This window comes from Sphingomonas sp. DMC8, assembly GCF_056314185.1.
This window is the reverse complement of the sequence record NZ_JBQUYV010000002.1, coordinates 777137-801528: the sequence shown is the minus strand read 5'-3', so window position 1 is coordinate 801528 and position 24392 is coordinate 777137. Positions and strand designations below refer to the sequence as shown.

The window sequence follows — 24392 nt, the reverse complement described above, 5'->3', positions numbered from 1 at the left end:
GCCCCCGTCACCACGACCTCCCTCGTCATGGTCACCCATTGATTCAGAACATGATCAAAAACGCAACTGTAATGCTAGGTTGGGCGTGCGACACAACAGTCCGGCACCTTTTGGGGTTGGCGTCTTGGCGGGAGCGGCTATTGCCGGTCTGGAGGGAGCTGCAGGTTGACCGAGCGTGAGGCGTCGGGAAAGGACAAGGATATCGCCGAGGCGTTGCCGCCCATGGCGATGCTGCGGGCGTTTGATGCAGTGGGGCGCACGGGGGGCACTCGTCGCGCTGCCGAGCATCTCGGCATCGATCACGCTGCAGTCAGCCGGCATTTGCGTGCGCTCGAAGCCCTTGTCGGAACGCCCTTGATAGATCGTCACGGTGGCACCGCGCTCACCCCGGAAGGCATGCGCTATCATCGCGCCGTTTCTACCGCACTGGCGGACATCGCCGCCGAGACACGGCTTCTGCGCCATCGCGGCGATGGCCAGCTGACCCTATGGTGTGTTCCCGCTTTGCCTTCCACTGGCTTGCGCTGCATTGCTGGCGTTGTGACACTCAAATTCGGCCATTGACCGGGCTGCGTTGGGTGGTGGAACGCCTTCCGTTTCGTCCCAAAGACGGCCTTCCACTTCCCGTTTCTGACCGCTGCCGCAACGCTGCCTAGGCGGTGCACATATAATCAAGCGCGCGTGGGCGTGGTCTGAACGCGGGTGGAGCGCGGGCAGGTCAGCGCCAGTGCGCTTCCGATGCATAGCGCTCCGACGGCAAACATCAGCACGGCTCTTTGCAGCGAGCCCGATGCAGCGGTCAGCGCAACGATGATAATGGGACTCGCGAACTGCCCCGCCCAGAAGCTCGACTGCCAAAGGCCGGCGCCTTGGCCGCGTCTATGGAAGCTGAGGACTGCCATGGCCCCGTTGAGGAGCGTCGGCAGTGCAATGCCCCCCGCAAATCCGGCGAGTACCAGGCCGACCACGACCATCGCATGGGTTGTGGCGCAGGCCGCTATCGCAAGTCCGCCTGTCAGGAACAGGAACATGCCCATGCTCGTCAAAGGCAGAGGATACCGCCGGACCAGCGGGAAACACGCCGTTCCCGCGACCACGGCGGCGTTGGTGAGTGCGGAGACGAGCCCCACGGTGGAGGGTGGCACCTGCCCGATCGCGTTCAACAGGAAGGGAGTCTGGATCTGCCCGGCATAGAAGGCCAGCGACATGATTATGGTCGTCAGGCAGATCGTGGCGAGCGGTCCGATCGGGAGTGGGGCGGCGTCGGTTGTGTCGCGCGTGACGGATCGGCGATCGTTCGGCGCATCCGCCGGGACGAACGCAAGTACGAGCGGCAGCACCAGCAATGCGATTCCGTAAACGCCGATCGGTCGCGCCGTTTCCGGCATCGATCGTGGCGGCACGATCAGCTGGACATTCGGGCGCCAGCGTTCGGGGCCGGAGATTGGCAGGTTCTGAGAGTCCCCAAAGAGGTACCGGGATTCACCAGCCAGGACCTGTAACGGAAGCGGGAACAGGCGGATTCTGCACCACATGCAGACGCGCAAGACCCGCCATCAATTCTACCTTCCCGACGAGCTGTCGGCGAAGCTCGACGCGATGGCTGCGCAGCCGGGATCGTCGAAGACCGCGATCCTGACCGACGCGCTGACCGCCTGGTTCGATCGCCGTGCCGGTCATGAACTCGACCAGCGCTTCGGTGCCCGGCTGGACCGCCAGAACCGCGCCGCCGACCGGATGGAGCAGAAGCTCGACTACCTGACCGAAGCCCTCGGGCTCTTCGTCCGCCACCAGCTCACCCTTACGGCGCACCAGCCAGCCTTTGATACCGAGACCCAGCGCCTCGGACGGCTTCGCTACGACGCCTTCGTCGAACTCGTCGGTCGAGCAATCGCCCGGGGCGACACGAACAACCGCATCGCCAACCGTCAATCCCCAGAACTGGGGAGGGACAGATGAAGGAGCATCCCATGCGTCCTACGCTGAGCAAGCCGAATGTCCACCTGTCGCCCATCACGCTGCGGATTGCTGACGCCTGCCGCATCACCGGCATCGGCCGCTCTAAGTTCTACGAGCTGATCAAGGCTGGTGAGATCGAGGTGATCAAGGTGGGGGCAATCACCCTTGTGCCGATGTCCAGCATCGACGCGCTGCTTCAATGTGGCAGGCCGACCGCGGGCGACATCGCCAAGCCCCCCTTAGACGAGGTGATGCACCCATTCCTGGCCAACGCCATTTTGACAGCGAGCATTGCCTCGACCCCCGAGGCCGTCCGTCGCGATCTTTCGTCATCTGACGAGGGGAGGCGGGGGAAAGCTGAAGACGGCGTTGTGAAGCGTCTGATTTTGGCGCTCTATGGTCAAGACGACCAACCCGACGTAGTTCGTTGATCCCGCCTGATGGCACAGAGAGTAAGTTGATTGGTGACTCCTGCTCGGCGTGCAGATGAAAGTGGACGATCTACAGCTTATCTGAACGAACGCCCGCTCCTAAGGGGAATCCCGAGCATCGTGGAAGGTCGATAGCGGGCGCCTAATGGTCAAAACATCCCGTGATCTTCCAGCTCATCGAACTCTACTTGGATTGGGTGAGTAACGTAGCGAATACCATCGACTCGCATCCGCCACACATCATTGTCACCAATGCGCAAGGCAGGACCAAGATTGGGAACGGCGTTTATCGGGTCCCATAGGCCGGCCAGCCACTTATCCTCATTGTTCGGATCATGGGCTGGGGCGTTCGCATCGTCGGCGGCCGGGGCTTCGAAGGAGACTATGTCGCGGTCGCGCTGCTCGTCCTCGTCGGCATCCTCGTCATTACGCGCTGGGCGATGATGGAAGTAGCGGATCTTTCTATCGGTCTCCTCGTCTGCACCTTCGACCGAGGCCGCGTTCGGGAAGAGCACGACATTGTTGGCGGAGCCGGTGATCTGAGCAGAGCCGAACACGATTCCGTCGATCCTCGGCTCGGCGCGCGACCAGAGATATTCGGCGATGACTTGGGTCGGCAGATAGTCGAGCGTCTCACGCCCGGGAATGACCGCGCGCCTGATCTCAGCGTGGAAGCCGCGCATGAATGCCGAATAGGCCATGCGTTGAGCATAATGCTCGTCGAAATAGCTCATTCGCTCGGGATCGGCTTCGAGTCGGGTCAGGTCGAGCACACGCAACGGTTTCAAGATCTCGAACCGGCCGACGATCGCGAACCCGCCGACAGGAGTGCGCAGTTCGGCGACGCAGGTGTCCCGGTCAAACGAGCCGTAGAACACGCTGATCCCCGCAGCATTCATCCGCCCCGACCCTGCAACGCCGGGTGGTGGCGCGCCGAGCTGTCGGCGGCGCTGGCGGTAGATCTTCTCCTGCTCGCCGCGCTCGTTGGCTTCGCGGGCCCGAAAGATGTGCGTGTGGTCGGTGTCGGGGCCGATAGTGCGGATCGCGCTGCCCGGCGGCCATTCTTGTCGCAGTATCGGCCCGAAGATTTCGTCGAGAACATGCACGCTGTGGTCGAGGAAGAAGCGCCGCTGATGCTTCAGCTCGTCTGCAGAAGCTGTTCCAGCCGCGTCCGAACCTGTCATCTTCAGCGTCGAGGATGGTGTAAATTTCAGAGGTATCGTCATAAAAGTCGAATCCGCCATCGTTGACGTGGAAGCGGTGGTGTTTGGCGAGGGCAGAGACGAGGTCGCGGCCGATCTCGTCGGTGTCAGCCTCGAGGATCTCGGTCATGATCTGGCTGGGGTATTCGCCATTCGGCGCCCAGTCGGCATTGCCATCGCGCCCCACGAAACCGGCCTCGGCTTCGCCGACGATGTTCTGGAACACCGGATCGACCCGGCGAGCGAGATCGTCGATGCGTATCGCCGCCCTGCGCGTCCGGCAATAGCTGCAGGTGCGTCGCGGTTGATCGAGTCGGATTTCGGCGCTGACAATATCTTCGCCAATGCATTGCCAGCAGACGTTCAGCGGTGCTTGGCGGTTACGGTGGAGCGGGTGGCGCATCGTTTCAATTCATCATCGCGGTGATGCGATCGCAAGACAATTCACGAGCGCTACTTGTCATTGGGCAAGATGAACCAATCTTCTTTCTGGCATGGCAGCGGCAAGCGACGCCAGTTGGGGGAGGCGCGGGTCTGAGCAAGATTACATCGTCAGTCCGGTTCTCGCGGCATTTCGGTATCGATCCGGCGCGGCTTGCTGCAGCAGGCGTGCTCGATCCGACCCTCAACGTCGACACCGCCTTGTTCATCGACCCGATGCTACTCGAGCACAGTAGCCATGCCGAAATCCGCGAGGGAGCGCGCAACTCGTATGAGAAGCATTTCTCTATGGCGATCAAGTTGCTCGCTGCGACCAAGGGAAAAGGCGACGTGGCCTGGCGCAATGCCGAGCGGCTCCTTTCCTTCCCCGAGATCAACGGTACTTGCCTCGGCTATGGGACCGCTTCGGTCGCTGGAAGCGGATCGGGGCCGCAGGCGACCGCTAGCCTGATAGAAACAGCCCGCGACATCGTCGCGCTCGAAATCACCGATCCCGACCTCTTTGCCGCCATGGCGTTGTTTGAGGAAGGCTTCGGACCCGACCGCATCAGCGACATGACCACCAACGTCATCTTCGAGGACCTGCTGAGGTTTAACGCGCGCATCCTCGCAACGCTCGACGTACCCCTACAAGTACATATGCTACGTTTGAAGAATGGCAAAAGCTATTCCGCGAAGCTGCCCGTCAATCCGTTCATCCGGGGTGATGGCCCCGTCATCTTGGTGCCGGCGGACATCCTGCGGGCGCTACCGATCGCCAAGGACTGGGCCGACATTAGCACAGCCGCCTCACACAATGCCGAGTTGCGCTCGCGGGTGAATGATCACGTCGCCGCACTTTGGCAGGCCAAGACGCTCAAGGACAAAGAAGAACTCAAGCGCTGGGCGATGTCTGGTACCAGCGCGTTCGAGATCGTCCTAGAGATGCTGCACGGGGCAAACCCGAAGCCGTATGACATGGCAGGCGATCCATTCGGCGAGCTTGTCTGGCGCAGCATCGCCGAGGAGATCGCCGCCAGCGAACCGCGGTCGATCACCCCACTGCGGTCGCCGGATACCGCCGGCGTCTGCGCGGTTGTCGAGGACATCATTGCCCAGTTCCGCTTCCTGATCGAGGATCGCCGCTTGTCGGAAGAACTCTATTATCAGGGCAAGCCGCGCCCAGAGAAATCGGCCCAGCGCATCTTCTTCGCGATCGCCTACGCCTATTGCAAGGCGAACAATATAGACCTCACGCCCGAGGCCGATACTGGCAATGGTCCGGTCGATTTCAAACTCTCGAACGGTTTCGCCTCACGCGTGCTCGTCGAGATCAAGCTATCAACCAACACGAAGCTGGTCTCGGGCTATACCAAGCAGCTCAAACGATACTTAGCCGCTGAGGAAACTACCGCGGGCTATTACGTCGTGCTTGACGTAGGTCAAATGGGCCAGAAACACGAACGACTGATTGGAGCGCGCAACGATGCCATGTTGGCCGGACAGAAAGTGTCGGTGATCGAGTTGATCGATGGAACGCGCAGACAGTCGGCGAGCAAGCTCTGAACCGCGCGCATAATATGCCTCGTTGACCTCTATCAAGCCATCGCGGGTAGCCAACCCACGTTCCGAGTCACCGGTAACTGTACTCTCCTCTACTCGTTAAATAATGCACCTCGATAAACCGCGTCCTCGAGGGCGACTCCAGCACCTTTCACAGGCGCAAGAAATGGATGTTCTGCAACTCTAATCGGCAATCCCGTCTCGTCGCGGAGAATTCTAGGCATATCACTTAGAAGCGAGCCACCCCCGGTGATCATTATCCCATTGTCGACCACGTCCTCCACCAGCGCGGGAGCAAGCTTCATAAGCGCCGTCCGGACAGTTTCGATGATTGAATCGATAACTGGCGAGATCGCCACCGCTACATCGGCTTCGCTAACTGCGACTTCCTCCTGTAAGCCGCTTGAGAAATTGCGGGCACTCACAACTATGACCCGTCCCGGACCATCGTCCAGCCGGTCGGCGCGCGCCAGCGCAAGTTTGATTTCCCCGGCCGTCCGCTTGCTGATCTGCAGATTTTTCTTCCGCCTGAGATATCCGGCGATCTGCGCGTCGATTAGGTTACCGCCGCCCCGAGTAGCGATTGCATAAGTTTCGCTCCGCAGCGCTAGCACTGTCGCTTGGGTCTTGCCGCCCCCTAGGTCGACAATCATCGATCCGATCGGCTGTAGTACCGGCAGGTCGGTCCCAATCCCGGCGGCGAGGGCGGAATCAATAAAGCGAACTGTTCCTACGCCGCTATTCTCGATTGTGCGCCGCAAGGTCCGCCGCTCCAGCTGGGTCAAGCCACCGGGCATGCACGCAAGAACGCTAATCGACCGCAGGAAGCGGCGGGTGCCGGCGACCTTATTCAACATGTGCCGAACGAGGGCGCTCGCGGCCTCCTGATCAACTACAGCGCCCTCGCTCAGTGGCTCGATCAGATCTAGCGTGGCGTCGTTAGCTGCAAACGTAATTGCCGCTTCGCCAAAGGCCCGGTACGTTTTCCCGTCGCTGCCCTTTGAGACAGCTACGACAGACGGTTCGCTGAGCGCGATTCCATAGCCTTTCGCATAGATTCGGATGTTGGATGTCCCAAAATCGAGGGCAAAATCGTGCACGCGTGACAACACCCGCCCAGGTTTGGCGAAACCTGGTTCTCGAGGCGCGCCGTCGTCCAGCACGCTGGGGCCCCGCGCAGTTTCGCTCACTAAATTTCGGATTGGCGTAAGCGCCATTCCGATTGCCGTGCTGAATTCGGTAGTTGCCTCAGCAAAGACCCTAAAGCTTTCGTCCTGACCAAGCTGGCCGATTCTTCCTGTCGACAATGTGACCTCAAATCGAGGGCCGGCCAGAATGCGGAAATCGAGCTCTACGGATTCAGATAAACTCTGCCGCCCGATCGGATATTGGGTTGCCAAGCATCGTCGGAGCGCCAGCACAATGCCAGCGCGCAGCACGACGTCTTCAAAGCTTTTCGTTCCTAACGTTCGTCCGAGTTTATCAGTGAGGAATTCAAGGGCAGAACGGCTGGCCTCCGCCGCGGAAGCACCAGCTCCTAGCGCGAGGTCTAGAAAGGAGAGGGGTGCTCGTACGCGCAGCTCAGCCTGAGCTTCGCTAAATGCCTCAAGAATCTCGACCGGCGTGCCGGCTTCGATCTGGCCATTCCACAAAAAAACATCTTGCCAGGGGTCGCCCGGCGTTACTGTGATCCTTTTGGAAAGCAGACACGTGATTGGCTCATTGATGATTTCGAAGTAAGCAATCCTACTGCGGTGATCGCCGTCAATTTCCGGACGTGCCGCATACCAAGCGTTCGCTCCCTTCCCGTCAACTTGGTAGGCTGGGACGGCGAAACCATGCGGAGCCATCGGAAGATAGCCAGCGAGCAACATGCGCTCCTCCGGCGCACTCATGGCATAATCCCCTTTCGTCGATACCACTCACGGCAAATCCGCATGATGTCTTTCTGAAATTCATCCGGGGCGCGGTTGGGCTGCCAGTCGTAAATCTCAATGTCAGCACCGAGTGGAACCAGGCTGTCGAGGAGCGGCTGATTGCCTTCGAGATATTGTTTAGGTAGCACGATGAGCTGGACGTTCCCGGCTAGTTCGACGTTGTGCGAACTTGCTATCTCGACGGTCGATGCGCGCTTGTCGTGTTCGTTGCTTCCCTCAACGCCCATTCGGGCGATATCGAGGTAGCTGACGACCACGCTCTCATGGGGCTTAACCTCATCCTGCAGCGTTGCGCGTAACCGGCCGTCGAAATATGCGTCAAGGGTACCAAATGCCCAACTGATAAACTGCGATACGCCCCGATGACTAGGATCAAGCGCATAGTCTTCCAGCGGCACATACTTATCCGCCTGCTTGGAAAACGCGCCCTGCGCGGCTCCGCCGGTGTCGAATGGATAGGCGTGGCGCGGGTGCTTCACGGCGCCAGCGCGTAACACGAACACCACAGGAAAGCGCGAAATCTGGTGGGATTCCTCGGCTCCGAAGCGGCTCCGGTATGCGGGACGCAGTGCGAAGAAATACAGCAATTCGCTGTCGAAAACGGGACAATTCTTTGTAACCAGCTTCCCTGCCGCGACGATCTCTTTGGCCGGCCAGGCGGCGGTGACGTGAACCAGTGGAAGGTCTTCTCCCAGTGGCGCTTCACCAGCTCGTGCGATCAGCTGTCGATCGTAATTGCTGTCCGGTCGGCGCGGTACGCCACCGGGCCAGGTCTTCTTTCGCTTCGCTCCGCCCACCTTCGCCCCATACAGGCGGCCCCTCGCACGAGGGCCGCTCTTACATGCTGAATAACAGCCACCATAAGGGCCAATGTTGAAGTGAGTCGAGGCTGATCCTCCCGCCTCATTCTGGCGAGCACGCGGGCAGAGAAACAGTAGTTGCCGCTATCCCGCAGATCGTGGTGCCCGCTCGCTCGCGCCGATCCCGAAATTTGCCAGGCCGCATGGTCGTGATCCTAGTCGTGACGCTTTGGCGTATTCCGATCAACGCAGAGCCGCAAGCGGAGCGGACCCGCCGGGATTCTCCCCTTGTTGGGCGGGAGCCGCTAGAGCGGGATCATGATTTTCAGGCGCTGCCGCCCGTTGGAGCGATTAGAGCTGCCTATGGCCGCGTTCGGCCCGAGCGGTCGTTCCGACCCGCTGATGGGAATGGCTTATGTTGGCGAGAACTGTCGGAGCGACTCACCCATTGATGGTTCCCGGCGGCACGGCGACACCACGTTGAAGGGTTGAGCGTAACCATGAGTACCGGTCCAGCAAAGTCCGCTCGCGCCCGCACAAGAATATTTGATGAATATTTGACACCGGAAACGCATCAATGGCTAAGCCATTGAAAACGTTGGTGACCCCTACGGTTGCCGCAAAATCCAATTATGGCATTGATAATGAATGACAAAGTATAGGTGGTGATTGCTTGATACCATCAGAAGTACCATCAATTCCCGGCCCCATTTCGTTTCGATGAGCGGGGAAGGGGCCAAGGTTCAGACAGGAGGCAAGAGGCAAGCTCACGAATCGTCCGAAGGGGGCTTTTACGCATCTTCGTCGAACTGTCTGTGCCACGCTGAGCTTCGGTTCGCGGCTGCTCTCGACCAACTTAGGCCGTTCCTATGCTGGCTGGGAACGACCGCCCAGACCGAAAGCGGCCATAGAAGTCCTATTCGCCATCGAAGGCCGCGCGCTGAAATCGTGATCCACCCTGGCTGCCCGCGCCCACAACCGACGCGCAAAGTCCCCGCCTCCGCCTCGATCTCCACAACGTATCCCGCAAGGATCGGATCGCGGAAAAGGTCCGGACGGTCCCCAGCAAGGACGGACGGCATCGCGCACCTGAACCGCGTACAAGCAGGGCGGCCGCGCTTCGATCACCGCCGCGCTCAACAACCTATCACTTAGAACTTGGCCGAGAGGTTCACGCCCAATGTCCGCGGCGAACCGAACGCATAATTGTACAGGTTGATGGGCGGCCCCGCCGTAAATTGCGCGAACGTGATCGGCACATAATTTTCGACGTTGCGTACAAAAGCTTGAACGCTGTATTTTCGGCTGGAGTCCATCCAGGTTATTGACAGATCCGTTTGCGTATAGGCCTCTTGAAGATCGGCCGCATAGTTATACGACGTCAGGTGGTAGTCCGACTTGAAGCGGGTATAGGCGCCGGCACGAAGGCTTCCTGCCATGCCTAGATCGAATGTGTGGTCGTATCCAACCGCAATCGTGACCTTGGGCGCCTGTGGCGGCCGATTGCCCTTGAGATCAAGAACCGCCGTTCCTCCGTTCACGCCGGTCGCGAAGGCGTTGAACTTCGTGAATTTGGCGTCCAGATAATTAAACGTGACGCGGAACTGGTCGTTGGGCGTCAACGCTGCCGAAAAATCCGTGTCGACACCGTTGAAACGCGCCCTTCCGGCGTTGACGGTCGCGTGCCCGACCGTGGTGTTGATGAAGTTGTCGATCTGAAGATCGGTATAGTCATAATGGAATGCCGAGACGTTGAACTCGACCGTGTTGTGCAGGAAGCGATTTTTCGTGCCGATCTCGTACGACGTGATCTTCTCGGGTTGGAACGTGCCGACCGTTTGGCCATTGACGACGACGTTGGTGAGATTGTCGAAGCCGCCCGAGCGATAGCCCGTCGAAACCTTGGCATAGAGCAAATGACCCGCGCCCGGCGTCCACTCGGCGCCTGCCAGCCAGTTGACCTCGCTATGGTTGTAACACTGGTCGAGCGACTGGTAGTTGCCGCTATCGGCTTCCTTGCAGCGGCCGGGCCGGCCGGTCACGGCGAGAATGTCCGTGGCACTCGGGAAGGTGAGTCCAAAGCGAGCATTTACGAACCCAAGGCCGGAATTCACGTAGAGCGCGTGCTTCTCGTCGCGGGACCATCGCACGCCACCCGTGAGTTTCAACGTATCCACGATCGGGATGTCGCCCTGCAGGAACAGACCCGTGGAATCGAGATTGACGAACGGCCGATAGAAAATGTTGACGTATGCGTACTCGGAGCCCGGAGGGCCGAAGGGCGGGTTCAAGATTTGAATGCTCTGCGTGACCACCTGCTTTTCATGGAAATAAAAGGCGCCGCCCTGCACGAACAAGCCGCGTGGGCCGTGGTAGCTCAGGCGGAGTTCGTTGCTCCAATCCCTGGAGTCCGCATTCGGCTGGTTCGACACGAACTGCAGATAGTTCGGCGTTCCACTCAGCGGGACATAGGTGCCTGTCTTGTTGATCAGATAGCCGCCGACATACGACAATTCCAAACCGTCGCTGATGGTGTAGCGCAGGCTGCCGCGAAAGCTGATATTTTCGATGTTGGTGAAGCCGTCCGTGACAAGCGGGAAATCATGCTTTGGCAGCTTGAACGAACTGTTGCGCGGGATGAAATCGCTCCCGCCGCCGACGGTGGGTACTTGAACGACGCCCGGCGTGGTGGTGGTGATCGGAACGCCATATTGCGCGAAGGCAGAGGATCGCGAACGGACATATTCGCCCTGAAGGAAGCCGCTTAGCGTGCTCCCGGTATAGGCGAGCGTGGCCCTGCCGGCATCGGTCCTGTTGCCGTCGTTTCTGCCGGCGGTCCCGCCGTCGACGCTGTTGTTGCGATAGCCATCATGTTGCGTGTGTATCCCGGCTACGCGGAACGCGAGGCCGTCAGCGATCGGCAGGTTGACCGCGCCCTCGACATTCCACGCGCTGTAGTTGCCGTATCCGGCGCTCACATACCCGTCGAACCTGTCTTCCGGTTTCTTGGTGATGATGTTGATGGCGCCCGCGGTGGAATTGCGGCCGTAGAGCGTTCCCTGTGGTCCCTTCAGAACCTCGATGCGATCAAGATCGAAAAAGCTCGCATTCAGCGCCGCCGGCCGATTGATATATTCGCCATCGATGTTGACCGTCAGCGCCGCATCGGCGCCCTCCGCGATCGACTCCGCAGTAACACCCCGCAAGGACAGTTTCGTGTAGATCGTGTCCGTCGTCACGCCGAGATCGGGCGCCAGCCGCTGCAACCCGTTGACATCGGTGATGTTGGACGTCCGAAGATCGTCGCCACTGACGACGCGGAGCGCGATGGGCGTCTTCTGGACGCTGGACGCGGTTTTCTGGGCGGTGACGATAATTTCCTGAAGCCCGCCGCTGTTCGCGGACTGGCCTGCGGGATCCACCGTGTTCGCGACGGCTGGACCGTTGGCTGCCGCAGCGGCGTTTGCGGTGGTGCCGTCCGAGGCCGTCGAGCCCGGCGAAGCGGTGGTTTGGGCTGACGCCGCGCTGATGCCAATAAATGCGGCTGCGGTGCCGGAGAGCAATAGTATACGGCGCCTCATCAGTACATCCTCCCTATATCGTCGCTCGATTTCGGCGATCTATTTTTAAGGAACGGGCAATCGTCTGGAATTGGTCGTTATTTGATTATGAGGATCGAGTGATTTCGATCAGTTCCACGCCCGGTGCCGCCAGCGTGCCTTGGATGGTAATCGAACCGCCTTCGCCTTCCTGCGAGTCGAGGATGTCGCCGAAGTGATCCGCATCTGCCCGGTACCGAACCACTTTGTGGCGGCCCTGGCCCCAGGGCAGGTCGGTGATGTCGAGCGTATAGCCGGTATAGCCGGCACTTCCGGCGTGCACGCGCCTGGAAGGAACATTCAACGACATGTTCACCCGTTCGGTGCCGATCGGCACCTGGAATTCGAACACGTCGCGCTCTCGGGCGATCAAGTACGGATCGGGGATCGCATAATTGGCGATCAGCACGCGAATGACGTCCCCATTTGCGGTGCGGCCGGCCAGCACGGCAAATCCGTTCTCATCGCCACCCGTGCTGGGGAGGCGCTCCGTCGCGGCCAGCGTCTGTCCTACCAGGCGGAATGCGCTCGTTCTCGCATTCTCGCTGCCGTCGGCCTCGAAAATTCCGGCGGGATCCCTGAAATTGTAGTGAAAGTCGGTGCCAGTATCGGCGCGGAAGAAGATCGCCTGGTCGACCGCAGAGTCCTGCAAGTAGACGGCTGCTGCTGCGATGAACGCTGCATTTTCGGAATCCTCGAACTTGGCCGTCGGGATGCCGGTCATGCTCCAGTAGGAGAGCAGGAGCTGCGTATCCCCGAAGCCGTGCTTGTCGAGGATCGCGCGAACGTCTGCTGCAATCGTTCGAAAATCTAGTGGGTCGCGGGAATTGTCGGCGTACCACATCCAGGACAGGAAATCCAAAGGCAGCGACTTGTCTTTGATGAAGCCGAGAAAACCTTCGCGGAACGGACCTTCGTTCAGCGGAAAGGCGACACAGGGGCCGCCGAACTTCAGGCCGGCGTCGACACGCTTCACGGCGCGCGCGGCGGCCGCGTACATCGCGTAGAATTGATCCGGCGTGCCGGAGAAGTGCAGCGTCCCGAAGTCCGGCTGATCCCCGAATTCCCAGTGCGTCACAGCCCCCGTAAAGCCGTTGCCCCATCCGCATACATAGTGGCGGACGATATTTTCTACGACTTGCTCATACTTCGCCAAGTCCCCGATCGGTTGCTTGTTCGACGGGATCTCGCTGGCGATCGTGAAGAGGATATCCGCCCCGATCGAACGGACCTGCCGCACCCAGGAATCGGTCGCGTCGAAATTGTAATTGGCTGGATCACTGGGATCCGCCGACCAGTCGGGAAACAGGCTTCTCGGGTTGTCGACGGTGTCCAGCCTCGAAACCCAATCATACGACCGAACGAGCGTTACGTGCGCAGCCTTCCACACGTTCAGGATGTCGGGAACGCCGTCCGTTCCGGCCGCAGGGCCGGGAATGCCCGATGTTCCGTGCAGCTTGCGCATGTCGCCGATCGAAACGCCCGCATGGATCGACACCTTCGCGATACGGTTCGTGTTCATCAATATTCACTTTCCAGAATGCGGTGAATGTAATCGAGGACTTTCGGCTCCTCGTGCACGAGATATGCGAGGCGTCGATCGAGCGCCTCGGGTGTCGCGGAATCGAATTCCTCGTGCATCATCTTCAGCGACTGGTCCCAGATGGCTTTCACGCGCGGGTACCGTCTTGCCATGAACTTGGTTTGTACGTCGTAGAGCGTGTCGTCCGAACGCAGGAGCTTGGCAAAGACCACGCCGTCTTCAATGGCCATCGCCGCGCCCGATCCGAGATAGGGCGTCATGGCGTGGGCGGCGTCGCCCATGATCATGACCCGCCCCCGGTGCCACGGATAGGGAACCAGGACCGTATCGAGCGGCGTGTACGCAACGTTGGTGGCGGCGCGCAGCGAGTCGATTTCCGCCGCCATGAATGCGGAGTCTCCCATCATCTCCCGCGCTCTCTGATGCATGATTTGCGGGAAGGCAGCGGGGTCGTGACGCGGGCGGCCTGACTCGTAATGGGTGACGATCACGTACATCATGCCGCCGGCCAGCGGTACGAAGCCCACTTTGCCGCCAAAGCCATGGCAGAATATGGCGCCCTTCAGCGAGTCCGGGGCGCGTACCGGCGCACGCCAGGCGACGCCGCCGCTGCGAACGGGGACGTAGGTCTCGCCGAACAGGTAACGGCGAATACTCGAGTTGATGCCGTCAAAGCCGATCACCAGATCATATCGGTGCGACGATCCGTCGCTCAACTCCACCGTCACGCCGTCGGCATCCTCTTGGATGTCGGTTGCCGTCGTCGACATCCTGATCGAGCAGCCGGCCTCCAGGGCGCGGGCGCTGGCCATCTCCAGGAAGCCCAGGCGGGGGAGCTGGACGTTGTTGGGCATGCCGTCGAGCTGGCGCCCGTACGGGATGTCGACGACATGGTGGCCGTTCCTGTCGAAATAGGAAAGTGGCGGCGTTGGAAACCCGATCGACAGCGTCGGTTCGAGAAGGCCGATCTCGCGCAGCGCACGAAGGCCGTTGGTCCGCAGCCCCCATCCCACGCCAGCCACCGCGTTGTCCGGCTTGATATCGATGACGTCGACTTCCGCGCCGATCTGCGCAAGCGCTACCGCTGTGCACAGGCCGCCAATGCCCGCGCCGACAATGAGAATCCTGTCAGGCCTCGCCAATTCGACCTCTCCCAAAATTTCCGCGTGCGTAAGGCAATCGCCGGCCGCACTGCGCTGGTGATATATTACGATGGCATGCGCGCAAATTTAGGTCAAGGGTTCCAATCTTGCCAGTGCTGCTGGACGGGGGCATGGTTCGCCCTCGGCACGGTGCCGAGCAGGAGGTGCTGGATGGCAGAGGCCGAGGGACGAAAACAGACGCTGGCGGACCAGGCCTATGCGGTTCTGCGGCAGCGGATCGTGTCCCTCAAAATGCCACCCCGCATGCGGTTTACCGAGCGAGAGATATCAAAGGACATTGGCTTCGGGGCGATGCCGGTGCGGGAGGCCTTGGACCGCCTGAACCATGATGGTCTCGTCGAAACGATCCCCCGCCGCGGCTACCGCGTGGCTGGGCTTACGTTGAAGTCCGTGGATGACTTCTTCACGGCATGGAGCGCCGTGTCGCCGTTGATCATGCAGCTGGCACAGGAGCGAATCACGCCCGAGCAAAGCGCCTCTCTGGACGCCATCCAGCGCGAGCATTTGCGGGCGATCAGAAAGGCGAAGCTCAATCCCGAGCACTGGATTCAACTCTCGCGGCAACGGTTCGATCTGCTCGTGGAGGCTACGCGTAATCCGTACCTCGGCGCGATCTACCGGAACCTGTCTGCAGAAATGGACCGGATCTTCCACTCCATCAGCAATCACGGCGAGGATGTCCGTAGCATCTTCGAACTCGCAACGCGGTTCGACGCCGCCATTCCGTCGGTCGACGACACGAGCGAGTTCATCAGGATAAGCCGCGCGAAAATCGCGGAGATCATCATCGAGAAGGGATTCGACTACACGCAGGGCAGCTAGGCTTGGGCCTGACGAAGCATCCGCCTTGCCGCCTGCATCCTGAGGCGTTTGCGAGCCCCAGCGCTAGGTCGCGACGACAGGTCCCTTTGCCGAGTTTCCGCGCAGCAGTAGCGACCCGAGCGCGATCAGCATCCCCGCAAAGGCCATGATGCCGGCGACGGCAAAGGTGCCCTGCATGCTGCCGGTGGCGGTCTGCGCCAACGTGACGAGCGGCGGGCTCAGGAACTGCCCGAGAAAGAAGCAGCCGGTCCAGATGCCCATGCCGCGCCCGCGATGTTGGACCGGAAGCTCGCGCTGCGCCCATGCGACCAGCGCCAGGATCATCATTCCAGCCCCGGTCTGCTGGATCATCACCCCCGCGCTCATCCACTTCCAATCAGGAGCGAAACCGATCAAGCAGAGGCCCGCACCCACCAGCCCGAGCAGGAGGACGAAGGCGACTTCCGAGCGACGCTTGCCGGTGAGCCAGAAGATGCCGGCCCCGACGGAAACCATGAGGCTCGGCAGGAAGGTGATGCGGCCGAGTTCGTCGGACGAAGCCACGCCGACCTCGCGAAAGGCCAGGCCGCCATTCACGGCGTAAACATAATAAAGCGCCGAGCAGAACAGAGTCACCAAGCCGATCCGTCCGATCTTCCGGACCGGGAACGCAGGCCGGTCGTGCGGCCCCTGCTCCGCCGTCGCGCGGGGGGCGTCGACGTTCGGCTCGAAGACGAATGCCAGCATGGCGAGGAAGATCGGGAAGGCGGTGAGGTAGATGAGGAACACCCCGTTCCACCGCATGCCCGTGAGATATCCGGACCCAAGGATCAGCGCGCTGCCCAGGAACGGGCCAATCATTCCCTGGAGGCTGAGCCAGTGTCTTCGGCCCTGCTCGTCCCAATAGTCGGCGATCAGGGTGTTTACCGTGGTGAGAATTGCCGCTTCGGCGATACCGAGCGCGATGCGCGACAGGAACATGGCATTCAGGCTGGTGAGGAAGAAGGGCGCCGTCCCCGCCATCGCGTAGAGCAAGGTGGACCAGACGACCAAGGCGCGGCGTCCGAAGCGATCGATGAGCGCACCGGCGAAAGGCGCGATCACCGCGATCGCGAGGCCCGGGGCCGTGACCATCCACGGCACTTTCCAGCCTGCCGTCGGATCGTCGTGGAAATGGTCGATGATCGAAGGGACGGCGGGAAACATCGAGACGACCGCGATCATCGGCAAAAAGCCCGCGACCACCACGGTGAGTCCCTGCGGCACCCCCGCCCGGGGGCTCCGTTCATGCTGCAAGCTTGCCACGAGCCTCTCCACTAAGCCTGATTATCGGATATGTTTCCCGTAATATATCAAGAGGCGAGCGGAAGGCAACTAAATGGCTCGCTACCCGCCCCAGGGCGTGTTGTGCGCTCGATGGCGCTATCGCCGTTCAATGCGTCGCACCTTGCTCTGACGCTGACGTGAAGCGTGGAAAGGAACCATGACCGGAATGTCCGAAATTGGGCCCTTCGGCTTCCGTACTCATTGACGCTCCCTGACGTCTGGATGCGAACGTTCGAGGGCAGATTGGCAGCCCATCATCTGGCGCCTCTGGCGCTAATCTCCGCGACGAATCTGAGAGCGGCCAAAGCTGCAACCGGTCAGAGTCGGACAGAGGCGTGCGCCCGCAACCGCAGGGGTCCGGCCGTGTATATTTGACGTATATTTGACAAGTTTGCTGCTGATCCAGCTAAGCCATTGAAAAATGGCGCACCCGACAGGATTCGAACCTGTGGCCTCTGCCTTCGGAGAGATGTACCGAGCGAAACCTGCGCTGTTTCGCCTCGCTGGTGAGCAAGCATAGGCGCGAGTCCGCACCCGCAAGTGCAGAAACAGGCCTTCGTTACCTATGTGTTACCTAGAACCAGGATGCGCCCTGTTAGGTAACACCCATTTTCCCGATTTTTATGGCGCGCCCGGCTGGATTCGAACCAGCGGCCCCAAGCTTAGAAGGCTCGTGCTCTATCCAACTGAGCTACGGGCGCGCGCTCGATTCCCCTTAGGCGCAGATTGCGCGTCGGGCAAACCGCACGCATAGTATGGGCATGACCGAGGGGGCAGCAAGGCCGGCGCACGTCGCCGCGAGCAAGGTGGCCGGGGGCCATTTCCGCTATTATGATTTCGTGATGGCCGCCTTTGTGGCGATCATCCTGCTGTCGAACGTGATCGGCGCGGGCAAGGTCGCGCAGATCTGGTTGCCGGGAATCGGCTGGTGGCCGTTCGGGGCAGGCATCCTGTTCTTCCCGATTTCCTATGTGATCGGCGACGTCCTCACCGAAGTCTATGGCTATGCGCGGGCACGCCGGGTGATCTGGGCGGGGACCGGGGCCGTGATCTTCATGGCATTCATGTCGTGGGTGGTGGTGGCGCTGCCGCCGGCGCCGACCTGGACGAATCAAGCCGCCTATGAAGTGATTTTCGGTCAGGTGCCGCGGATCGTCCTCGCGTCGATCTGCGCCTTCTGGGCGGGCGAGTTCGTCAATTCCTATGTCCTTGCGCGCATGAAGCTGTGGACCGGCGGGCGCATGCTGTGGACGCGCACGATCGGATCGACGGTGGCGGGGCAGGCGGTCGACAGCCTGATCTTCTATCCACTCGCCTTCTGGAATGCCGAAGGGTGGACGCATGCGCTGGTGATCCAGGTGCTGATCACGCAGTGGGTGCTGAAAGTGAGCTGGGAAGTGCTGCTGACGCCCTTCACCTATCTGGTCGTCAATTTCCTGAAGCGGCGCGAGGGCGTGGACGTGTTCGACGAAGGGACCGACTTCACGCCGTTCGCCACCCGCGTCTGACAGCCCATCTGCGGCAGACGAGCGCGTTTCGCGGGCGCTGAAACGAAAACTATCTGGCATTGGCGGGAAATCCCGCCACTGTGGTAGGAAATAGATCAGGAACGGCCGTGCTCGCGATCAATCCGCTATATTCCCTTGCCGGGGTGCTCGTGGGGCTCCTCGTGGGCCTGACCGGTGTCGGCGGTGGTTCGCTGATGACACCGCTGCTCGTGCTCGTCTTCGGTTTTCACCCGGCTACGGCGGTCGGCACCGATTTGCTCTATGCCTCCGCGACCAAAACGGTCGGCACCGCAGTGCATGGCTGGCACGGCACCGTCGATTGGCGCGTGGTGCGCCGGCTGCTGGCCGGCAGTGTGCCGGCGACGATATTGACGCTACTGTTGCTGTCGTCGCTGCCGCCGTCGAGCGCGAAGGGCAGCGGTGTCATTACCACCGTGCTCGGCTGTGCGCTGGTCTTGACCGCCATCGCTACTTTCTTCCGCGCGCGGCTGATGCGCGTGCTCCAGCCGCGATTCGAGCGGATCGGGGAGGGCGGCATTGCCGGGCTAACGGTACTGCTCGGCGTAATCCTGGGGGCGCTGGTCTCGCTCACCTCGGTGGGCGCGGGCGCGCTGGGTATGACGGCGCTGTTGATCCTTTACCCGCATTTGCCGGTGAAGCGGCTGGTCGGGTCGGACATCGCCCACGCCGTGCCGCTCACCTTGCTGGCGGGCGCGGGACACTGGCTGCTGGGGTCGGTCAACCTCTCGCTGCTGCTGTCGCTGCTCGCGGGATCGGTGCCGGGGATCGTGCTGGGCAGCTTCCTCGCCACTCGCACTTCGGAACGAGTGCTCGTGCCGGTGCTGGCAACGACGCTCGCCGTCGTCGGTATCAAGATGCTGGGCTGAGCCGCGGTCAGGCGACCGCGGCGAGCAGACCTTCGAACAGGCGGCGGCCGTCGGTGCCGCCATGGGCGGCTTCGATCCGGCGTTCCGGGTGCGGCATCATGCCGAGCACATTGCCGGCGGCGTTGATAACACCGGCGATGTTGCGCGCCGAGCCGTTGATCGGATGGCTGTAACGGAACGCCACGCGACCTTCGCCTTCCAGCCGGTCGAGCGTCTCGGCATCGGCGAAATAATTGCCGTCATGGTGTGCCACCGGAATGGTGATCTCCTCGCCGGCGCGATAGGCGCTGGTGAAGATCGACTGCGAGTTTCCGACCGTCAGTGGCACGTCGCGGCAGACGAAGTTCAGCCCGGCATTGCGCATCAGCGCACCCGGTAGCAGCCCGGTTTCGGTGAGTATCTGGAAGCCGTTGCACACACCGATCACTGGCACGCCGCGTTCGGCCGCTGCCACCACCGCTTTCACGATCGGCGAGCGACCCGCAATCGCGCCGCAGCGCAGATAATCGCCATAGGAGAAGCCCCCGGGCAGGGTGATCAGCCCCAGGCCCTCGGGCAGTTCGCTGTCGCCATGCCACACCATGTGCGGCTTCTTGCCAGTCACGCTTTCCAGCGCGACGGCCATGTCGCGATCGCAGTTCGATCCCGGAAAGACGATGACCGCGCTCTTCACAGCTTTTCGATCCGGTAGTTTTCGATCACCGTGTTGGCCAGCAGCTTGCGGCACATCTCGTCTATGGCGGCATCGCTGGTCGCGTCGGCGACGTCCAGCTCAAAAATCTTGCCGGCGCGGACATCTTCGACGCCCTCGAAACCGAGGCCGCCAAGCGCGTTCTGAATGGCCTTGCCCTGCGGATCGAGCACGCCGTTCTTCAAGGTGACGATGATGCGGAGTTTCATGGCCGCGCCTATGGCGCGACAGGGCGAAAGTCGCAATCGGAAATCGTCGGGGGCGCCGATCCTCCCCGGAACGCGGAGAGGAATCGCGCGCCACCGGCGCGTGGTGGAGGGGGAGAACGACAAGGGACTCGCCTGTGGCGAGCCCCCCCACCATTCGCTGGCACGAATGGTACCCCTCCCCGTGCCGGGGAGGATCTAAAAGCTTACTTCCCCCGCCGCTTGCGGTGGGTTTCCAGGTCGAGCACGGCCGAGGCGTCGCCTTCCGGGAACAGGCCCAGCCGGCGCGCGACTTCCTGATAGGCTTCGACTTCGCCGCCCAGGTCGCGGCGGAACCGGTCCTTGTCGAGCTTTTCGCCGGTGGTCATGTCCCACAGGCGGCAGCCATCGGGGCTGATTTCGTCCGCCAGGATGATCCGAGCATAGTCATTGTCCCAGATCCGGCCGAACTCCAGCTTGAAGTCGACCAGACGGATGCCGATGCCGGCGAACAGGCCCGACAGGAAATCGTTCACGCGGATGGCCATGTCGGCCATGTCGTGCAGCTCTTCCTGGCTGGCCCAGCCGAAGCACAGGATGTGCTCATCGGTGACCATCGGGTCGCCGAGGGCGTCGTCCTTGTAATAATATTCGATGATCGTGCGGGGCAGCGGCGTGCCTTCCTCGATCCCCAGCTTCTTCGCCAGCGAACCGGCGACGACGTTGCGAACCACGACCTCGATCGGCACGATCTCGACCTGCCGGATCAGCTGCTCGCGCATGTTGAGCCGGCGGATGAAGTGAGTCGGGATGCCGATACCGCCGAGCAGCGTGAAGACATGCTCGCTGATGCGATTGTTGAGCACGCCCTTGCCGTTGATGGTGCCCTTCTTCTGGGCGTTGAAGGCCGTTGCGTCGTCCTTGAAATACTGGATCAGCGTACCGGGCTCCGGACCCTCGTAGAGAATCTTGGCCTTACCTTCGTAGATTTGCCGGCGGCGTGCCATGTCGGCCGTAACCCCTTGGAAATGCGTTGCCCCGGCGCTGCGGGATTTCTCCGCGCGACCGCCGGGGCTTTGGAAGGCCTCGCCCTATACCGGAAGGGGGGCGGGCGCGCAATCAGGCTTGCGGCGGCACGGTCCCGCGCCGACGCAGCAACACGACGATTGCCGCGCCGCCGCCGAATACTGCCGCCCAGGGCAGCAGATAAATTGCCAGCCACAACAGGGTCTGGAGGCCGCTGACGAACAGCGCTGCAGAGCCCTGGGCCGCTTCGCCGAGCACGGCCGTGGTTACGGTCGCCGAGGCGGGCGCTGCGATCCCGCTATAGTCGATTTGCACGTCGGCCATTGCCACGCGGCCCCGCAATTCGGTCAGCCAGGCGCGGGCCTTGTCGAGTTCCTCCTGCGCATTTGCGACGGTGCGTTCAGCCTCCACCAATTCGGCGACGCTGCCCTTGCGGGTGCGGAGCATCTCGGTGAGGCGGGCGACGAGGAGCTCGCGCTGACGGATGCGCGCGCCGGTATCGGTTATTTCCTTCGAGACATCCTCACCCGTTACCTTTGTATCGGTTGTGCGGCCGCCCGCAGCGCTGACGATCCCGCCGGCTTCGGCAGTGAAGGCGCGGACATCCGCAACCGCGACACGAAGCTTCCGCGAAGCGCCACCGTTCGCGGCGCTCCGATCGAGCGCGACAAGCTGGCAACGGGTGGGGCCCAGCTTTTCGCACAGCGCCTGATGGGCATCCTGTGCCTCTGCAAGGCGCGCATCGGGCAGCGTGAAGCCGAGGCGATAGCTATAGGCCAGTTGCGGTAGCGAGACCTGGAGCGGCGCCGCGCCGGGTTTGGCGGGCTGATCATCCTCCGCGGCGACCGTCTCCGTGGGCTTGGCGCCGCCTTGCTGACCTTGCGGAGCCTCCTCGGCCGAACAGCCGGCGAGCAGCGCGGCGCATCCCAGAATCATGACTTTGCGCATTCAACCCCTCCCTAGATGGTGCGGGTGAAATCCCATCATGGAAGTAGGAGAACGTCAAGCCATATTTTGGCCGTAATTGCGCCCAAAGTGTGGCGGCGAGTCGTTTCGTGCCCGATGGCGCGGCGCCGCATCGCCTGCTATTCAGCGCGGCGATGACACTCGACACCGACGTTTCCGAACCCTCCGGCGCCTCCGACGTCCCCTTCGACAGCGCACTTTCCGAGCGCTACCTTGTCTATGCGCTGTCCACGATCACTGCGCGGTCGCTGCCCGATGTGCGCGACGGGCTGAAGCCGGTGCATCGCCGACTGCTATGGGCGATGCGGCTGCTGCGGCTCGATCCGGCGAGCGGCTACAAGAAGTGCGCCCGCGTCGTCGGCGACGTGATCGGTAAATACCACCCGCATGGGGACGCCTCGGTCTATGACGCGATGGTCCGCCTCGCCCAGACCTTTGCGCTGCGCTATCCGCTGGTCGACGGGCAGGGCAATTTCGGCAATATCGACGGCGATAACGCCGCTGCGTACCGGTATACCGAAGCCCGGCTGACTCAGGTCGCGATCGATCTGATGGACGGGCTCGACGAGAATGCCGTCGATTTTCGCCCCACCTATAACGGGGAAGACGAAGAGCCGGAGCTGTTCCCCGGCCTGTTCCCGAACCTGCTCGCCAATGGCGCGGCAGGCATCGCGGTGGGCATGGCGACCAGCATCCCGCCGCACAATGCCGCCGAGCTGATGCAGGCCGCGGTCGCGCTGATCGACAATTCGCAGGCCGATGTCCTCGAATATGTGAAGGGCCCGGACTTCCCCACGGGCGGCATCGCCGTCGACAGCGCTGCCGCGATTGCGGAGGCCTATGCCACCGGGCGCGGCAGCTTCCGGGTGCGGGCGAAGATCGAGAAGGTCACCGAAAAGGGTGGTGGCTGGCACCTGATCGTCAGCGAAATTCCCTATGGCGTGCAGAAGGGCAAGCTGATCGAGGGCATCGCTGCCCTGATCAACGACAAGAAGCTGCCGATCCTGGGCGACGTGCGTGACGAATCCGCCGAGGACATTCGCATCGTCCTGGAACCGCGCAGCCGCACCGTCGATGCCGACACGCTGATGGACAGCCTCTACCGCCTGTCCGATCTGGAAGTGCGGGTGCCGCTCAACCTCAACGTGCTCGACAAGAACCGCACGCCGCGGGTGATGAGCCTGGCCGAGGCGCTTTCCGCTTGGGTCGAGCATCAGTTCGTCGTGCTGCGCCGCAAGTCCGAGCACCGGCTCGGCAAGATCGCCGATCGGCTGGAGCTGCTGCGCGGCTATATCGTCGCCTATCTCAACCTCGATCGCGTGATCGAGATCATCCGCACCGAGGACGAGCCCAAGCCGGTGATGATGGCCGAGTTCGACCTGACCGACCGCCAGGCCGAGGCGATCCTCAACATGCGGCTGCGCAGCTTGCGCAAGCTTGAGGAAATGGAGCTGCGGCGCGAGCAGGAAGGGCTGGAAAAGGAACAGGCCGAGCTGGAGACGCTGCTTTCCTCCGACGCGCGCCAGCGCACCTGGATGAAGCGCGCGCTCGGCAAGATGATCACCCGCTACGGGCAGGATACCCCGCTGGGGGCACGCCGTACTGCGATCATCGAAGCGGCGCCGACGCGCGAAATTCCGCTGGAGGCGATGATCGAGCGCGAGCCGATCACCGTCATCCTCTCGCAGCGCGGCTGGATCCGCGCGATGAAGGGCCATGTCGAGGATACCAGCGGCGAGGCGATGAAGTTCAAGGAAGGCGACGGCCCGTTCCTCGCCTTCCACGCCCAGACGACCGACAAGCTGCTGCTCGCCGCCGACAATGGCCGTTTCTACACGCTGGCGGCCGACAAGCTGCCAGGCGGCCGCGGCTTTGGCGAGCCGGTGCGGCTGCTGATCGACCTGGAGGCGGAGCGGCAGATCGTCGCCCTGTTGCCGGCGAGCGCGGCCGCCAAGCTGCTCGTGGCAGCCAGCGACGGGCGTGGTTTCGTGGTGGCCAGCCAGGATGTCCTCGCCGAAACGCGCAAGGGCAAGCAGGTGGTGACACCGCGCGCCGGCGCCCAGTTGAAGCGCGTGCGGCCGATTGCCGCCGAGCACGACATGGTCGCGGTGGTCGGCGACAACCGCAAGATGCTGGTCTTTCCGCTTTCCGAAGTGGCGGAAATGGCCCGCGGTCAGGGCGTGCAGTTGCAACGCTACCGCGATGGTGGCCTGTCCGACGTCGTTACCTTCGCGCAGGCCGAGGGGCTGCGCTGGCGGATGGGCGGAGAGCAGGAACGCTATCGCTCTGAAACCGACCTTACGCTGTGGCGCGCCGCGCGGGGTGCTGCGGGGCGGATGCCGCCTACCGGCTTTCCCCGCGATAATCAGTTTTGAACTGATAAGT

The 24392-nt window shown here is 61.9% G+C and carries 21 protein-coding genes and 1 tRNA gene; 9 read left to right on the top strand and 13 right to left on the bottom strand.

The features are described 5' to 3' along the window. The first annotated feature begins 165 nt into the window (after nucleotides 1-165). The gene (locus tag ACT53K_RS07655) at nucleotides 166-564 is read left to right on the top strand and encodes a LysR family transcriptional regulator (protein ID WP_476227965.1); all 399 of its coding nucleotides are present in this window, start codon (nucleotides 166-168) and stop codon (nucleotides 562-564) included. 107 nt (nucleotides 565-671) lie between these two features. Here ACT53K_RS07655 and ACT53K_RS07650 read toward each other — a convergent pair whose 3' ends face one another. Further along, nucleotides 672-1535: an MFS transporter gene (locus ACT53K_RS07650; RefSeq protein ID WP_476227964.1), complete on the bottom strand. Its 864-nt coding sequence runs from the start codon at nucleotides 1533-1535 to the stop codon at nucleotides 672-674. On the opposite strand from ACT53K_RS07650, the gene ACT53K_RS07645 reads away from it, so the two are divergent. Beyond that, nucleotides 1534-1959 (top strand): CopG family transcriptional regulator, encoded by a 426-nt coding sequence (locus tag ACT53K_RS07645; protein WP_116468266.1) that lies wholly within the window; start codon nucleotides 1534-1536, stop codon nucleotides 1957-1959. The genes ACT53K_RS07650 and ACT53K_RS07645 overlap by 2 nt on opposite strands. Next, nucleotides 1956-2390 (top strand): helix-turn-helix domain-containing protein, encoded by a 435-nt coding sequence (locus ACT53K_RS07640; protein WP_476227963.1) that lies wholly within the window; start codon nucleotides 1956-1958, stop codon nucleotides 2388-2390. Before ACT53K_RS07645 ends, ACT53K_RS07640 begins: the two co-directional genes overlap by 4 nt. A 149-nt stretch (nucleotides 2391-2539) precedes the next feature. Here the strand turns inward: ACT53K_RS07640 and ACT53K_RS07635 are convergent, their stop codons facing one another. Continuing rightward, nucleotides 2540-3616, bottom strand: a complete 1077-nt coding sequence (locus ACT53K_RS07635; protein ID WP_476227962.1) for an RES family NAD+ phosphorylase — start codon at nucleotides 3614-3616, stop codon at nucleotides 2540-2542. A 25-nt stretch (nucleotides 3617-3641) separates the two neighbouring features. On the opposite strand from ACT53K_RS07635, the gene ACT53K_RS07630 reads away from it, so the two are divergent. Together ACT53K_RS07630 and ACT53K_RS07625 are read left to right on the top strand one after the other, a co-directional pair. Continuing rightward, nucleotides 3642-4019, top strand: a complete 378-nt coding sequence (locus tag ACT53K_RS07630; protein ID WP_476227961.1) for a hypothetical protein — start codon at nucleotides 3642-3644, stop codon at nucleotides 4017-4019. After that, nucleotides 3962-5578, top strand: a complete 1617-nt coding sequence (locus ACT53K_RS07625) for a hypothetical protein (RefSeq protein ID WP_476227960.1) — start codon at nucleotides 3962-3964, stop codon at nucleotides 5576-5578. The genes ACT53K_RS07630 and ACT53K_RS07625 overlap by 58 nt, the downstream gene beginning before the upstream one ends. A gap of 89 nt (nucleotides 5579-5667) precedes the next feature. Here the strand turns inward: ACT53K_RS07625 and ACT53K_RS07620 are convergent, their stop codons facing one another. The 5 genes from ACT53K_RS07620 to ACT53K_RS07600 form a co-directional block, all read right to left on the bottom strand. Then, a complete protein-coding gene (locus ACT53K_RS07620) occupies nucleotides 5668-7470 on the bottom strand; it encodes a rod shape-determining protein (protein ID WP_476227959.1) in 1803 nt (600 codons plus the stop codon). Continuing rightward, complete coding sequence (locus ACT53K_RS07615; protein ID WP_476227958.1) at nucleotides 7467-8309, bottom strand: hypothetical protein; 843 nt, start codon at nucleotides 8307-8309, stop codon at nucleotides 7467-7469. Before ACT53K_RS07615 ends, ACT53K_RS07620 begins: the two co-directional genes overlap by 4 nt. A 1154-nt stretch (nucleotides 8310-9463) precedes the next feature. After that, nucleotides 9464-11893: a TonB-dependent receptor gene (locus tag ACT53K_RS07610; protein ID WP_476227957.1), complete on the bottom strand. Its 2430-nt coding sequence runs from the start codon at nucleotides 11891-11893 to the stop codon at nucleotides 9464-9466. An 85-nt stretch (nucleotides 11894-11978) separates the two neighbouring features. Continuing rightward, nucleotides 11979-13433, bottom strand: a complete 1455-nt coding sequence (locus ACT53K_RS07605; RefSeq protein WP_476227956.1) for a GH39 family glycosyl hydrolase — start codon at nucleotides 13431-13433, stop codon at nucleotides 11979-11981. Continuing rightward, on the bottom strand, nucleotides 13433-14596 hold the full coding sequence (locus ACT53K_RS07600) for an FAD-dependent monooxygenase (protein ID WP_476227955.1): 1164 nt from the start codon (nucleotides 14594-14596) through the stop codon (nucleotides 13433-13435). Before ACT53K_RS07600 ends, ACT53K_RS07605 begins: the two co-directional genes overlap by 1 nt. Before the next feature lie 171 nt (nucleotides 14597-14767). Here ACT53K_RS07600 and ACT53K_RS07595 point away from each other — a divergent pair, with 171 nt between their 5' ends. Further along, nucleotides 14768-15439 carry a GntR family transcriptional regulator gene (locus tag ACT53K_RS07595; RefSeq protein WP_476227954.1) on the top strand — a complete coding sequence of 224 codons (672 nt, stop codon included), beginning with the start codon at nucleotides 14768-14770 and terminating at the stop codon, nucleotides 15437-15439. Between the two features lie 63 nt (nucleotides 15440-15502). Here the strand turns inward: ACT53K_RS07595 and ACT53K_RS07590 are convergent, their stop codons facing one another. Together ACT53K_RS07590 and ACT53K_RS07585 are read right to left on the bottom strand one after the other, a co-directional pair. Next, nucleotides 15503-16666, bottom strand: a complete 1164-nt coding sequence (locus ACT53K_RS07590) for an MFS transporter (protein WP_476227953.1) — start codon at nucleotides 16664-16666, stop codon at nucleotides 15503-15505. A 702-nt stretch (nucleotides 16667-17368) separates the two neighbouring features. Beyond that, a tRNA-Arg gene (locus ACT53K_RS07585) sits at nucleotides 17369-17445 on the bottom strand. Nucleotides 17446-17505: 60 nt separating this feature from the next. On the opposite strand from ACT53K_RS07585, the gene ACT53K_RS07580 reads away from it, so the two are divergent. Then, nucleotides 17506-18252 (top strand): queuosine precursor transporter, encoded by a 747-nt coding sequence (locus ACT53K_RS07580; RefSeq protein WP_476227952.1) that lies wholly within the window; start codon nucleotides 17506-17508, stop codon nucleotides 18250-18252. 107 nt (nucleotides 18253-18359) lie between these two features. Further along, nucleotides 18360-19139 (top strand): sulfite exporter TauE/SafE family protein, encoded by a 780-nt coding sequence (locus tag ACT53K_RS07575; RefSeq protein WP_476227951.1) that lies wholly within the window; start codon nucleotides 18360-18362, stop codon nucleotides 19137-19139. Between the two features lie 7 nt (nucleotides 19140-19146). On the opposite strand, the gene purQ is transcribed toward ACT53K_RS07575, so the two are convergent. The 4 genes from purQ to ACT53K_RS07555 form a co-directional block, all read right to left on the bottom strand. After that, the gene (purQ, locus tag ACT53K_RS07570) at nucleotides 19147-19812 is read right to left on the bottom strand and encodes a phosphoribosylformylglycinamidine synthase subunit PurQ (protein WP_476227950.1); all 666 of its coding nucleotides are present in this window, start codon (nucleotides 19810-19812) and stop codon (nucleotides 19147-19149) included. Further along, nucleotides 19809-20039: a phosphoribosylformylglycinamidine synthase subunit PurS gene (purS, locus tag ACT53K_RS07565; RefSeq protein WP_476227949.1), complete on the bottom strand. Its 231-nt coding sequence runs from the start codon at nucleotides 20037-20039 to the stop codon at nucleotides 19809-19811. The genes purQ and purS overlap by 4 nt, the downstream gene beginning before the upstream one ends. A 203-nt stretch (nucleotides 20040-20242) precedes the next feature. Further along, nucleotides 20243-21022 carry a phosphoribosylaminoimidazolesuccinocarboxamide synthase gene (purC, locus tag ACT53K_RS07560; protein WP_476227948.1) on the bottom strand — a complete coding sequence of 260 codons (780 nt, stop codon included), beginning with the start codon at nucleotides 21020-21022 and terminating at the stop codon, nucleotides 20243-20245. Between the two features lie 112 nt (nucleotides 21023-21134). After that, nucleotides 21135-21989 carry a DUF4349 domain-containing protein gene (locus ACT53K_RS07555; RefSeq protein WP_476227947.1) on the bottom strand — a complete coding sequence of 285 codons (855 nt, stop codon included), beginning with the start codon at nucleotides 21987-21989 and terminating at the stop codon, nucleotides 21135-21137. 152 nt (nucleotides 21990-22141) lie between these two features. On the opposite strand from ACT53K_RS07555, the gene parC reads away from it, so the two are divergent. Then, nucleotides 22142-24382, top strand: coding sequence for a DNA topoisomerase IV subunit A (gene parC, locus ACT53K_RS07550; protein WP_476228008.1), 2241 nt, complete (start codon nucleotides 22142-22144; stop codon nucleotides 24380-24382). Nucleotides 24383-24392: the final 10 nt, after the last annotated feature.